Raw genomic sequence first — 13,185 nt, 5'->3', positions numbered from 1 at the left:
ATGGATCATGAATTCGAATTCTCCTTTCATTTTGTGACCATCTTTTCCCATTATCATCCAGCTCACGGTATATGTAGATTCCGCCAATGTAGGCAACGCCAATGAGTACTGATCTTGGCTTTGTTCACTAGTCGGTATGGACAATTTAAAATCATTGTTTTTACTATCTTTTAGAGTTAATTTAATTAGGCGTACCGTGCCAGAGAATGACAGTTCGAGTGCACTTGGCGTCTCATTTAACATAGCCCCTTTAGCTGGTATTGAACTGCTAAGACCAACATGGGCCCATACTGAACTGCTTATAATAAGAGATGTTGCTAGTAATATTGTGTTCACTAATTTCATTTTGTTTTCCTTGAGTATTGTGCCTACATATAGGACGAAATTGATTATTACTCCAAATATCAGGCTCAACTTATCGCCTAATTAAGGTGCCAATTCGCGACTTTAATTATTACTCAATACTTGAGAAATAATTAAAGTCTTCCTCACTCGCGCTCTTCTGCTCATAGACCCAATTCAATTGCTCTACCTCAGTGATGGCAACAATGCCTTCACTGACCAGTCCGACTGCTGCGATCCGCATAATTAGCTCAGCAATTTTTTCGACATGATCTTGACTGGTATAAATTTCGACTTGGCTATGGCTTACTAACGGATCTCGAGTATATAAGTAGTTGTTGTACTTGCCTCGGCCGCTTACTGCATGCACAGTAAAGCCTGTCACACCGTGCGTTTCTAGAGCATGCTCAACGGCCTCTAGTTGTTGATCGTCGATTATTGCGGTTATCTTCTTAACCTTCATAAAAAAACTCCATAATAAAGCATCACTATCATTCGATTTGTTTAGTTTTCACAGCAAAGCGACGATAAATACCTCTCCCTTTACCTTAACTGATCTTAAATTTGGGAAAAACCTTAGGCAATACAGCAAAAGATACTTTTACATTGGTTTGGTTATCCATTAATAATTTCTTCTTTTAATCCACCATTCTCGCTATTGAACCAATTTTAAGATTACATGGCTAATGGATCTCAGCTACGCACACAATAGGCCAGGACTGAATTTCTTGGCCTATCATTAAGTCCTTTCTCGCGAGCAGACTCACCGTCTGCTCTGGTCACATTAAATCTGCATTATCGGTGTTTGCTGATCTGCGAACTTCGCCAAAGGTAGAACACCACCGGCACCACCAACAGTGCCAAAGCAACGGCGCTAACCATTCCGCCAACCATAGGAGCAGCAATACGACTCATCACTTCCGAACCTGTTCCGGTGCCATATAGGATAGGTAATAAACCAGCAATAATAGCGGTTGCGGTCATCATCACGGGCCTGACTCGCATACCCGCCCCTTGCAGTACGGCTTCTCTCAATCCACTCTCGCTGGGAACGGAACCACTATTTTCACAATCATTAATCATCTGCACATAGGACTGATTAAGGTAGACCAGCATGATGACACCGATCTCTACCGCGACTCCGGCAAGCGCAATAAAGCCGACACCTACAGCCACCGAAAAGTTAAAGCCCTGCAAATACATCAACCACACACTGCCCACCATGGCGAATGGCAACGTTCCCATGATGATGCCAACTTCGATTAAGTTACGAAAGTTGATATACAGCAAGAGAATGATGATCCCTAAGGTTAATGGCACCACATAAGTTAGCTTAGCCTTGGCGCGCTGCATATATTCATACTGACCGGACCAAGCGATGGAATAACCAGCCGGTAGCTTCAGTTGTTCGTCAACCACTCTTTGAGCTTCAACCACATAGCTACCGATATCGATCCCTTCAATGTCTATGTAAGCCCAGCCGTTAAGACGCGCATTTTCACTCTTAATGCCGGGTGGACCATCTTCAATCACGATGTTGGCCACATCAGCAAGGGAGATCCGCAGGCCTTGAGGAGTTATGATGGGAAGCATCGACAACTGCTCTGGCGAGCTCCGATAATCTTGCGGATAGCGCAGATTGATCGGATAACGCTCCAGACCTTCCACGGTTTGGGATACATTCATCCCCCCAATTGCAGTAGCAATAACCTGTTGAACGTCCGCGATATTCAGCCCATATCGTGCTGCTTTCTCTCGCTGAATATCGACCTTAATGTAGCGCCCGCCAGCAACACGCTCCGAGTAGACTGAAGCCGTACCCGGCACATCTTTAAGAATGCGCTCAAGATCCTTACCGATCTCCTGAATCTCGCCCAGTTTGGGACCGGCAATCTTGATCCCTACCGGGGTCTTGATCCCTGTTGCAAGCATGTCGATACGGGTCTTAATCGGCATGACCCATGCATTTGTCACACCTGGCAGCTTCACCAGTGCATCAAGCTCTTTCTTTAGGCTTTCCAAGGTCACGCCTTCGCGCCATTCACTCTTCGGTTTAAGCTGAATAAAGCTTTCAATCATGGTCAAGGGCGCCGGATCTGTCGCCGTCTCTGCTCGTCCGACTTTACCGAACACCGTCAGCACTTCGGGAACTGTATAAATGAGCTTATCCGTCTGCTGTAGCAGCTCGCGCGCCTTACCGATGGAGATCCCCGGGTAGGTGGTAGGCATATACATAAGATCCCCCTCATCCAAAGGCGGAATAAACTCGCTACCTATGTGTTCCAGTGGCCATATACCTATACCCAGTACGACTAGCGCCAGCATCAAGGTCGACTTGGGAAATTGGAGAACTTTGCGTAGCACAGGCATGTAGGCCGCCGTGAGAAGGCGATTGACCGGGTTCTTATGTTCCGCAATCACCTTGCCTCGAATGAAATACCCCATCAATACTGGCACTAAGGTAATGGCCAATGCAGCCGAGACGGCCATGGCATAGGTCTTGGTAAACGCGAGCGGAGCAAACATGCGTCCCTCTTGCGCCTCGAGGGTAAATACCGGCACGAAGCTGACCGTAATGATCAACAAGCTGAAAAACAGGGCAGGCCCTACCTCCTTAGCGGAATCGGCGACAATCTGCCAGCGATTCTCGTCCGTTAATGGGGTTCGTTCCATATGCTTATGCATGTTTTCAATCATCACAATCGCACCATCAATCATGGCACCAATGGCAATGGCTATGCCGCCAAGTGACATGATATTTGCGTTAAGCCCCTGAAAATACATGATTGAGAAGGCGGCAAGTATACCAACAGGCAGGCTGACGATAGCCACCAGTGAGGAGCGAAAATGAAATAGGAACACCATGCAAACTAAAGCAACGACCAGAAATTCTTCGAGTAATTTATAGCCCAGATTTTTCACCGCGCGATCGATAAGACCACTGCGATCATAAACAGTGACCACCTCAACTCCCTCAGGTAATCCTTTCTTCAACTGCTCCAGTTTAGCCTTCACACCATCGATAGTTTTCTGTGCATTTTCACCATAGCGCATCACTATGATACCGCCGACAGTTTCACCTTCACCATTGAGTTCAGCTACGCCTCGTCGCATCTGCGGGCCTAAGCCTATTTCGGCGATATCTTTGAGCAATAAGGGTGTACCATTGTTATTCACACCCAGTGGGACATTGCCAATATCTTCCACACTCTGTAGGTAGCCAGTGGCACGAACCATGTATTCAGCTTCTGCCATCTCGACCACAGATGCACCAATTTCGCTATTTCCCCGTTTGATAGCCGTTTGAATAAGTGAAAGTGGAATACCAAAGGCACGTAACTTGTCGGGGTCAACTTTGACCTGATACTGTTTCACCATTCCGCCGAGGGCGGTGACTTCAGATACGCCTGGCACCGTTTGGAGCTCGAACTTTAGAAACCAATCCTGGAGGCTACGTAATTCACTGATGTCATGCTGACCTGTTTTATCGATAAGGGCATAGAGGTAGACCCAGCCGACTCCTGTAGCATCCGGACCGAGCTGAGGCTTGGCATTGGGCGGCAACGACGGTGCAACCTGACTCAGATACTCTAGCACGCGGCTTCGCGCCCAATAGAGGTCGGTTTTTTCATCGAAGATGACATAGACGTATGAGTCACCAAAGAAGGAGTACCCTCTCACAGTGACGGCACCAGGTACCGACAACATGGCCGTCGTCATCGGATATGTTACCTGATCTTCAACCACCTGTGGGGCCTGGCCGGGAAAACTCGTTTTAATGATGACCTGTACATCCGATAGATCGGGCAAGGCATCGACAGGGGTGTTCTTTAATGAAAACAGCCCTATACCGACTATGAACGCCGCGCCTAAAAGCACGAAAAAGCGATTCTTAACCGACCATTGAATAATGGATTCAACCATTTTACTCTCCTTTATTCACCGCTGATGTCAGACATCTGCATGGGCTTGATGATGGTGATGAAAAATTGACCGTCACGGTTCTCGAAGGTGAAGTGAAGCGTGGTTCCGACATTAAATACCGACATGTCCACCGTTTCACTCACCATAAAGTTCACTTCTGCCGCAGGGCGGTTCCATTTTTCTATCGGGCCACGACTGATATTGACCATCCTGTGATCGGCCATGACCGAGTTAACGACACCAGAAGTGGTGGCGCTATTATCTGAGTCATCGCTTGGTGATGCATCGCTATCAGGAATATGTACGGTCACTACTTCGATATTGCCATCGGCAGACTTGCTAAGCTCGACATGCAGGGTGAGCCCTGGCTGTAATGCAGAAAAGTCGACTGAGTCGGCAACGGTAAAGTCCATGGTCATCGCGGGCCAGTCCCACTCGGCGATAGCTTGATGATCCAAGTTAACCATACGATGTCCCGGCATCAGGCTATTGATGCTGGCCTCTACCCATACGGTTGAGGGAACCGGGTTTTCATCTTCATCCTGGCTATTCATGCGTTTGAAGTCAGAAGTCTTACTTGATTCGGAATCAATCAAGAACTGGGCTGATGAAACTATAATGTCACCCGCAGAGACGCCCGATATAATTTCGGCAAGCTGATCATCGTAGCGTCCGACCTTCACGGCGATCGACTTATAACGGCCTTCACCCAGAGCCAGAACCACACGATCCGAGTTGCCAGTACGAATAATGGCTTCCTTAGGCGCCAGCAACACCTCTTCACCCTTGGCATGAATGGTCACTTGAGCAAACATGTTGGGTTTCAACTCCCATTGTGTATTATCGAAGCGCAACCTCACTTTAAGTGTGCGGGTCTTTACATCTAAGGTGGGGTAAACATAGTCGACCTTACCCTGCCAGCTCTTACCCGGCAGGTAATCCAGCGTCATGCTTACCGCCTGACCTGTCGATACCAGAGAGGATTGACGCTCGAATATTTCAGCGTCCACCCATACCTGATCTAAATTACCGATTGAGAGTAAGGTGGTGCCAGGTTTAACAAAAAATCCTTCACGAATGTTAAGATTATCGATGACGCCACCTTTGGGAGCAAAGAAGGTGATGTTTTGCTTAACCTTTCTACTTCTCTTTAATTCGGTGATTGCATTGTCGGGTAGCTGTAAGGCGTTCAATCTATTACGTGATGCCAGGATTAAGCGTGAATTGTTTCGATCCAGTGCAAGCAGATACTCCTCCTGAGCGTTGACAAGTGCCGGCGAGTAGATCTCATACAGGGGTTGACCCACAGTGACCCGGTCACCAGCGGCTTTAACATAGAGCTTCTCTACCCAACCTTCGACTCTGGGGTGGACATGGACCAGTTGGTCTTCATCATATTTCACATAACCCACGGTCTCGATTTTGGTGTGCAGTAAGCCTCGTTCAACTTTGGCCGTGCGAACCCCCAGATTATTGACCACTTCGGGTGAGATCATTATGGTTCCGGGTCCAGCATCTATTCCACCCAGCTCTTTCTTGTAAACAGGGATCAAATCCATCCCCATTGGCGACTTCCCAGGTTTATCGGACGTGTAATTAGGGTCCATAGGGGCAACCCAATAGAGAGGCTCATCTTGAGCCTCTGCTGCTTTATGTTTATAGTCTGCGACAGGATCACTCATACTTAAATAAGATAATGTGCCTACAGCACCTAAAGCTATACCTAAAACCAATAAACCAAATGCGTTAATCTTATTGCTCATTTTTATCTCCATCACTTTCCATAGCGCTGTTATCACTCAAGATAATCTGGTCGGGAGTGGTCATAAGAAAGTAATTTAATTGAAGTTTTGTTTTTTGAATATCGACATCGATACTAAGATCATCGAGCTGTGCGTTTAATTCTGCGATTAACGCACGAACCACTTCGGCAAAATCACCATCATCACTGGTATAAGCTGATAGGGAAGCATCGGATTGATCTTTCATTTGGGGTAAGAGTTCGGTCCGATAGCGATTCTGACGTTGCTTTAGCCTTAAAAGTTGCGCCTTTGTGGAACCGAATGCCGCCATCATCTCTCTAAGGCGAAGCCACTTACGAGTTTTAACCGATTCGGTCTGGGATACGGCGGCCTGAACTTCTCTGTCCTGTTTATCAGAAGTGAAAAGCGGAAGGTCGAAGCTCACTCCTATCGTAAAAAGATCAGCACGTTCGTTGCCCATAGGATCATCTGCTCTGTAGCCATATCCCGCGTTCACTCCCCATTCAGGTTTGAATTTCTGTTTCGATAGCTCAATGCCTTTACTACTCGCCTGAATACTTTTTTCGATAGCATCGACAGAGGGGTGATGGGAGAAATACTCAAACAAAGTTTGCGGTTGCAGCTGTTGTTCGACATACAGTTCAGGATAAAGTAGGTTGATTGAGGGTAGGGGGGTCGCCATTTTTACCTCACTTCCGTTATCGAGCTGAGTGTCATTGGAAAACTCCCCAACAAAATAGTGACTTGTCCATTGAGACAGTCTCTGCATGCCAGTGTCAAACTGCTGTTCAAGCACATTAAGACGATCATCGATGCGTGTTACCTCCAATTGCGCCCTGACAATATCTTGCTGTCTTGATTTTCCGAGGGCTGTTGAATAACTCGCCTGAGCGATATCAGACAACTGTTCGAAAAGACCTCGATTACTCTCTATTAAGGCAATACTCTCCTGAGCCTTGTACACATCCAACCAAAGCTGTCCGCTCGTAACGGCCACCTTGGCCTTACGATCTTCTCTTTGAAACGGGTACTGACTTGCGATTAACTCAAGTTGCTGTTGTCTTAGCGCTAAACTCTCCCCGCGAGGGAACATCTGTGATACGCCCACCTTAAATTGAGTCATGCCTTCTTGACCAAAATCAAAAGTATCCATGGGCATATTTGCAAGGCCGATATTGACCTTAGGATCCGGCAAGGTTCCCGCAGCGATACTTTTTGATTGGTAGGCATCTTGAATATGCCTATTACCCGTTAGCCAGGGATCATTTCTCTGAGCCGACTTAACGGCCATGTCGAGTGTTAAACCATCGTGGTGTATCGATTTAATCTCTGATCCTTTTACGGTCTGAATGCCAAATTTGACAAGCAAAACGGTAGTAAAAATCAATGGTATAACCTTATATAGTGATATGCGTGTCATTGATATTGCTCCTTCAACGAGTTCACTTCAGCATAGTTGCTGACAGAACCATCCGCTTTCAGTAAAACCACCTTATAAGGCATAAATTGATCCCCTTGTTCCATGCCAGGACTTCCCATTGGCATGCCGGGGACACTCAGCCCTATAGCGCCTTCTGGCTGCTCTTCGAGGAATTGCTTAATAAATTTTGCGGGGACATGTCCTTCAAACACAAAGCCCTCTCTGGAAAGAGCCGTATGACAGGCCTGGTATCTGGGCGGGACCCCTTTTGAGGCTTTAAATTCCGTGAGATTGTCTCGATTAACCGTGATAGTTTTAAAGCCGTTAGTGTCCATGTTTGTCGCCCACAGACCACAGCAAGCACATGAGGCACTCTTATATACGGTTAACACCGGAGGTTGAACTTGTTGAGTAGAATTTGTCGTTTGAGCTGGGGCGTCAGTTGGATCGGTACACGCTGTAACGAATATCGATACACTAATAACAACGACCAGCATTGTGAGTTTTTTATAAGAAAGCATAATATCCCCTAGGGATCTCCGATCAGGGAATATATCTAAATGAACTAGTTGTAAGGCATTTATTCGGGCTAAACCAGAAACGACGGCGATTCAAAGATTGAAGTAATACAACTAATACCAATCGGATTAGTTGCTTCAATACACGCCTACTGTCGATACGGATTCTACGGATAAAAGCCCTCTTACTGAGTCACTTAGATATAAGATCAGAGCCGATGTCGATACATCAAAAATCATAATTTGGGAGTGAAATCTCCCGCTAAAATACATAAAAAGAGGAAAACGGTCTAAATAAAGACAGTTAAATCCTGTATTAGCAGGTTATCGGAGGACGATAGTTGGTCGTTGGAAAGGGGGTTCTAGTGGAATATATGTTAGATGCAATTTGCATAGATGAAGCTTTTACTGAATCAGAAGGTGTTAAGTTAGTTATTAATACCATCGAGGTGCATCCATTCATTGGACAGGTGCAGATTAAATCACAGTCGTCACATTCACCGGGTTCGCATGAAGCGTCCATATCCCCATCAGTCAATTGAGCACCGCTGTCCATCTGCATAAGGTGGGACGGTGAGGTGATCTGCATATTCATTTGGCAAGGAACTTTGGTAGCCGCAACTGCTTGGCCGATAAAAGCCAACAGGAGAATCACAATAGCTAGCATGTTTCTCTTACTTAGAGTCACGTCGAATACCAAATCTGAAGGTGAATATTGAATGAACTAACATTAGTTTAATCTCAACATTAAAACAGTGCAAGCTTGAATGTATTACAGTATGTAACGTTTGTGACGTATTTTATATGAGTCATCTTTAAATTGATCGATCTGCTCGAAAGAGAAGATGTATCTTTGTGATGGTAAGCGCCTGAAATTTAATGCAAATAAACGAGTTTATTTATATCTGACACGCCGCCAATTCATCTCCTCCCTGTTTACAACTTAATATACTCAAGTTTCGTTATGAGATAGGCTATTATAGATTCTAGCGGCTAACCAAGCGGTTGCCCCAGAGACGACCGCCCACAAAATACCACCGAATAGGACACCTATGAGTGAAATATGCCATCCCATGGGTTCCCATTGTGTGTGCAGCATATGTCCAGTCATATTTGACATACTTACCGGCATAACCATCACCAATAATGAACAGATCACCCAAACAATCAAAAAAGCACTCCCTACGGCAATGGCAAATTTGTTTGCATTAATGTTCATATGCTCCTCCTATGAAATTAATAAAAATAATTGATAACGATACGCTACTTATATTTTTTCCCTACTCTAGTCCTTGTATATATCCATCTTTATACGCTTTATTCTTAGTCGATTTCGCCTTAAAAGAGTCATCCACAGCATCTTGTCTTTTACTCTCTTCGTCCTGATTATGTGCTCCATGCCCATGATTTTTGTGCATAAATAAGTGTATTAATGGACAGAGCAATAAAATCACCAAGGGCAGCAACGAAAAAATATGCTCACGATGCTCTAACAATAGGAAGTATGTAGTAAAAGCAATTAATAACAGTGCGGCCCACCCCTTTGGTGAAGACCAAAACTTAGGTTGCTTTTTGTTCATAACATCCTCCAGGAAATTAATTTTCTAATCGATTCCTTGCCTCATTCAACAATTAGTACACCTTTATACATTTGCATTTGACAGTGGAACTCATATTCCCCCTTTGGTATTGCCGGAATATCTATATGGGTTGGTTTATCTAAAGTTAACTCTTGGCTAATTTCGAAATCCGGGATCAACAAACTTGCTGAACATCCTGATTTATCCTGACGTAGGAATGTCAGTGTCGTTGGAGTGTCTGCCGCGACTTTAATCCTCGAGGGCGTATAAACCCCGTCTTTTACAATGATAGCTGTGGCTTCATCATTGGTTATCGCTTCCTTAGGTTTATACAGCCAGAACCACCAAATAATAAATCCTATTAATGCGAAACAGAAAGAGTTGATAAATAACATAATATGTCCCTAATGCTCTTTAGCTTTAAACAAACGTAGGCGATTGGCATTGCTTACAACAGTTAGAGAAGAGAATGCCATGGCAGCCCCTGCAATTACCGGATTTAACAACAAACCGAATAACGGATACAAAACACCAGCAGCAAGGGGAATACCAGCCACGTTATAGATGAAAGCCCCAAGCAGATTCTGCTTAATGTTGGTAAGGGTTGCCTTACTCACCGCAATCGCATCGGCTAGACCATGGAGAGAACCTCGCATTAAGGTGATATCTGCACTTTCAATTGCCACATCTGTACCGGTTCCTATGGCAAACCCCACATTGGCCAAGGCCAAAGCCGGTGCATCATTAATACCGTCCCCCGTCATGCCCACTATTTCATCGTCCATCTGCAAATCAGCCACTTTATTTGCTTTATCGTCAGGCAAAACCTCGGCAAAAAAGTCTTCAATGCCCACCTTAGCCGCTACAGCTGCCGCAGTGGCTTTATTATCACCAGTTAACATGATCACCCTGATGCCATTGCGCTTAAGCCTAGCAATCGCTTCGATAGAATCAGGTTTAATAGGGTCTGCGACGGCGATAATGGCGGCAAGTTTGCCTGATATCGCAAAGTACATAGGCGTTTTTGCTTCACCGGCTAAGGTTTGGACCTTAGATTGATATTTGTCGATGGCAATCTGTCTTTCTCGCATGAGTTTTTCATTACCGAAAAGTAATCGTTGCCCTTCAAACTCGGCTTCGACCCCCTTACCTGAGATCGCATTAAAGTTATCAACTTTTTGCAACCCAAGCTCTCGGCTTGTGGCCGTTTCAACAATAGCCTGCGCCAATGGATGCTCAGAATGACTTTCTATACTGGCAGCTAAACGTAATATGCTATTTTCATCAGCAGCTTCACCATTGGCCAGAATAATATCTGTCACCTTTGGTGATCCCTCAGTAATTGTGCCGGTTTTATCTAAAACCATTACAGTAATTTTAGACGCGGTTTGCAGCGCCTCACCGTTACGAATAAGCACCCCTGACTCTGCGGCTTTTCCTACACCAACCATCACCGACATAGGTGTTGCTAATCCTAACGCACAAGGGCAAGCGATAATCAGCACTGCGGTTGCCGACACCATGGCAAACACCATCGAAGGTTCGGGACCAAAATTGAACCATACCATGGCGCTGATTATGGCAATAATCATGATTGAAGGGACAAAGTAGGCCGAAATGACATCGGCTAATCGGCCAATGGGGGGCTTAGAGTTTTGCGCTCGCTTAACCATATTGATGATCCGCGCCAGCGCAGTATCTTTGCCAACATGGGTAGCCATAAAAGTGATGGAGCCAGACTTATTTAAGGTACCACTGACGACCTCATCATTGATCGTTTTTTCAATCGGCATAGGTTCACCGGTTAACATAGATTCATCGACCGTGCTTTTGCCTTCAATTACAATCCCATCTACAGGGATTTTTTCACCAGGGCGGACTTTCACCTTATCGTTTAATAGCACTTGGGCAATATCGATATCGAGTTGTTTACCATCACGAATAACCCGAGCTGTTTTAGCTTGTAAGCCAATCAATCGCTTGATGGCTTCAGAGGTTTTACCACGCGCTTTGACTTCTAAAGCCAGCCCAAGATTGATTAAACCTATTATCATAGCTGTTGCTTCAAAATAAACGTGCCGCGCCATATTGGGTAATAAATCTGGCAAGGAGACCACTGTCATTGAGTACAGCCAGGCGGTACCTGTACCAAGCGCTATCAAGGTATCCATATTAGCGTTGTGATTTAAAAATGACTTCCAGGCACCGATATAAAAATGTTTACCTGATACCAGCATAATGGCGAGAGTAATCAAGCCCACTAAACCCCAGGTAATTTGCTCAGAGGGGGTGGAAACCGTCATTTCACCAATAAATAAGCCATAAACCATTAACGGCACACCCATAGAAAGCGCAATGAGTGTGTGGCGTAATAAACTGTGGTAGTAAGCCAGGTCTGCTTGTTCTTTCTCATTCATTGCTTCTTCAGAGGTTGCGGCCTGCATCGCTGTGGCGTTATAACCGGCAGATTCAACTGCTGAGATAATTCGTTCAACAGAGGCCGAACCATTGACCTGTACAGTACGGTCTGCAAAGTTCATTTCAGCAGAATCTACACCTATTACGCCTTTAATAGCAGCTTCAATTTTGCCGACACAACTGGCACAGCCAGCGCCGATAATGTTGAGTTGGATTGTGAATGTTTTACTCATCACGTAGACTCCTTCCGTTCTTCAGCAACAGCATTGTTTTTCTCATCCGTTGCTTTAGATGTTCCTTCGATTAAATGACAAATCATATTCCCAGTGGGTGCCAGATCGGGTTTATTTGACCAATCACAGCTTTGGAAAGTTTAGCCCTGAGTTTAACCATCTCTTCGAATTGCTTTTCGGTATCTTCAAGCTTTTTCTGGATCATCTGCCTAACCAGCTGACAGGCACTTTCACCGTGATCCGTTTTTGAGAAGATCACTTTGATATCTGCGACAGTAAAGCCCAAATTACGCGCGCTTAAAATAAATTGCATTCGAAACATATCTTTGTTTCGGTAATTATTGTAGCCATTAGTCTGTGACTTATCTGGCGTAAGTAAACCGATACGCGTATAGAATCGAACTGTATCGCTGGTAATGTTAAGATTTTTGGCTAGTTGATTAACTCGCATAAAACCTCCGAGAGTAAGGCTTTTACTGCTAATACATAGACTATAGACCTATGTCTTAGACACAGATCAAGTGGATTTTATTAAAATTTTAGGGCACCGAATGATGCCCTATGAAGTAAAAAATATTACTTATGCATCATCATTTTACTGTGCTGCTTCAAAATAATGGACATCAGCTGTTCATGATTAACTAAACTAACAGACTCATTTTTAATACTTGCACTATTGAGAGTGATCACTGGCGTGGAGATGAAGTCTTCAGCTTCTGATATTGACAATATTTCACTTGTACTCACTTGAACATTTTCATCTTTTTTGAGGTTTACACTCCAATATAGAGGTGCAGATTTAACAAAATTATTGTCATCTGCTCCCGCTGAAAAATCTTCAATTAATTTAAGTTCAATTAAGTGCTGACCTGGTTGTACCGTCACTCGGTGGGAGTTGGCCATTTTTTTTCCATCAACAGCTTGTACAGCCAAATAGCTTGGAAAAGAGATGGTTGCAGCTAAAGATGTTGAACTAACAAGAGTTAA

Annotated in this window: 12 protein-coding genes; all 12 read right to left on the bottom strand. The window is 44.8% G+C overall.

Translation table 11 applies throughout. The features are described from left to right. A partial coding sequence (locus CXF82_RS06530; protein ID WP_102043882.1) for a copper resistance CopC family protein occupies window positions 1-345 on the bottom strand: 345 nt, incomplete at its 3' end. A 109-nt stretch (window positions 346-454) separates the two neighbouring features. After that, the gene (locus tag CXF82_RS06525) at window positions 455-805 is read right to left on the bottom strand and encodes a P-II family nitrogen regulator (RefSeq protein ID WP_102043881.1); all 351 of its coding nucleotides are present in this window, start codon (window positions 803-805) and stop codon (window positions 455-457) included. A gap of 332 nt (window positions 806-1,137) precedes the next feature. After that, on the bottom strand, window positions 1,138-4,266 hold the full coding sequence (locus tag CXF82_RS06520; protein ID WP_102043880.1) for an efflux RND transporter permease subunit: 3,129 nt from the start codon (window positions 4,264-4,266) through the stop codon (window positions 1,138-1,140). Window positions 4,267-4,277: 11 nt separating this feature from the next. Then, on the bottom strand, window positions 4,278-6,065 hold the full coding sequence (locus CXF82_RS06515) for an efflux RND transporter periplasmic adaptor subunit (protein WP_257982746.1): 1,788 nt from the start codon (window positions 6,063-6,065) through the stop codon (window positions 4,278-4,280). Then, the gene (locus CXF82_RS06510; protein ID WP_102043878.1) at window positions 6,019-7,449 is read right to left on the bottom strand and encodes a TolC family protein; all 1,431 of its coding nucleotides are present in this window, start codon (window positions 7,447-7,449) and stop codon (window positions 6,019-6,021) included. The genes CXF82_RS06515 and CXF82_RS06510 overlap by 47 nt, the downstream gene beginning before the upstream one ends. Continuing rightward, a complete protein-coding gene (locus tag CXF82_RS06505) occupies window positions 7,446-7,970 on the bottom strand; it encodes a DUF411 domain-containing protein (protein WP_219621773.1) in 525 nt (174 codons plus the stop codon). Before CXF82_RS06505 ends, CXF82_RS06510 begins: the two co-directional genes overlap by 4 nt. A 949-nt stretch (window positions 7,971-8,919) precedes the next feature. Beyond that, window positions 8,920-9,186, bottom strand: coding sequence for a DUF5676 family membrane protein (locus CXF82_RS06500; protein WP_102043877.1), 267 nt, complete (start codon window positions 9,184-9,186; stop codon window positions 8,920-8,922). Window positions 9,187-9,247: 61 nt separating this feature from the next. Next, window positions 9,248-9,547 (bottom strand): DUF2933 domain-containing protein, encoded by a 300-nt coding sequence (locus tag CXF82_RS06495; protein WP_102043876.1) that lies wholly within the window; start codon window positions 9,545-9,547, stop codon window positions 9,248-9,250. A gap of 41 nt (window positions 9,548-9,588) precedes the next feature. Continuing rightward, window positions 9,589-9,942, bottom strand: a complete 354-nt coding sequence (locus tag CXF82_RS06490) for a cupredoxin domain-containing protein (protein WP_102043875.1) — start codon at window positions 9,940-9,942, stop codon at window positions 9,589-9,591. A gap of 9 nt (window positions 9,943-9,951) precedes the next feature. After that, the gene (locus CXF82_RS06485) at window positions 9,952-12,198 is read right to left on the bottom strand and encodes a heavy metal translocating P-type ATPase (protein WP_102043874.1); all 2,247 of its coding nucleotides are present in this window, start codon (window positions 12,196-12,198) and stop codon (window positions 9,952-9,954) included. A gap of 82 nt (window positions 12,199-12,280) precedes the next feature. Continuing rightward, a complete protein-coding gene (locus CXF82_RS06480; RefSeq protein ID WP_257982745.1) occupies window positions 12,281-12,649 on the bottom strand; it encodes a MerR family DNA-binding protein in 369 nt (122 codons plus the stop codon). A 125-nt stretch (window positions 12,650-12,774) separates the two neighbouring features. Next, window positions 12,775-13,185: DUF2057 family protein (locus tag CXF82_RS06475; RefSeq protein ID WP_102043873.1), on the bottom strand; the 411-nt coding region annotated here is incomplete at its 5' end.

This window comes from Shewanella sp. GutDb-MelDb (genome assembly GCF_002836075.1).
Classification (GTDB): Bacteria; Pseudomonadota; Gammaproteobacteria; order Enterobacterales; family Shewanellaceae; genus Shewanella.
This window is presented reverse-complemented; position numbering and strand designations above follow the sequence as displayed.

Bases quoted from the DNA above. Each gene is read 5' to 3' on its own strand.
- CXF82_RS06525 (WP_102043881.1), bottom strand. From the start codon at position 805: ATGAAGGTTAAGAAGATAACCGCAATAATCGACGATCAACAACTAGAG.
- CXF82_RS06520 (WP_102043880.1), bottom strand. From the start codon at position 4,266: ATGGTTGAATCCATTATTCAATGGTCGGTTAAGAATCGCTTTTTCGTG.
- CXF82_RS06510 (WP_102043878.1), bottom strand. From the start codon at position 7,449: ATGACACGCATATCACTATATAAGGTTATACCATTGATTTTTACTACC.
- CXF82_RS06505 (WP_219621773.1), bottom strand. From the start codon at position 7,970: ATGCTTTCTTATAAAAAACTCACAATGCTGGTCGTTGTTATTAGTGTA.
- CXF82_RS06500 (WP_102043877.1), bottom strand. From the start codon at position 9,186: ATGAACATTAATGCAAACAAATTTGCCATTGCCGTAGGGAGTGCTTTT.
- CXF82_RS06495 (WP_102043876.1), bottom strand. From the start codon at position 9,547: ATGAACAAAAAGCAACCTAAGTTTTGGTCTTCACCAAAGGGGTGGGCC.
- CXF82_RS06490 (WP_102043875.1), bottom strand. From the start codon at position 9,942: ATGTTATTTATCAACTCTTTCTGTTTCGCATTAATAGGATTTATTATT.
- CXF82_RS06485 (WP_102043874.1), bottom strand. From the start codon at position 12,198: ATGAGTAAAACATTCACAATCCAACTCAACATTATCGGCGCTGGCTGT.
- CXF82_RS06480 (WP_257982745.1), bottom strand. From the start codon at position 12,649: ATGCGAGTTAATCAACTAGCCAAAAATCTTAACATTACCAGCGATACA.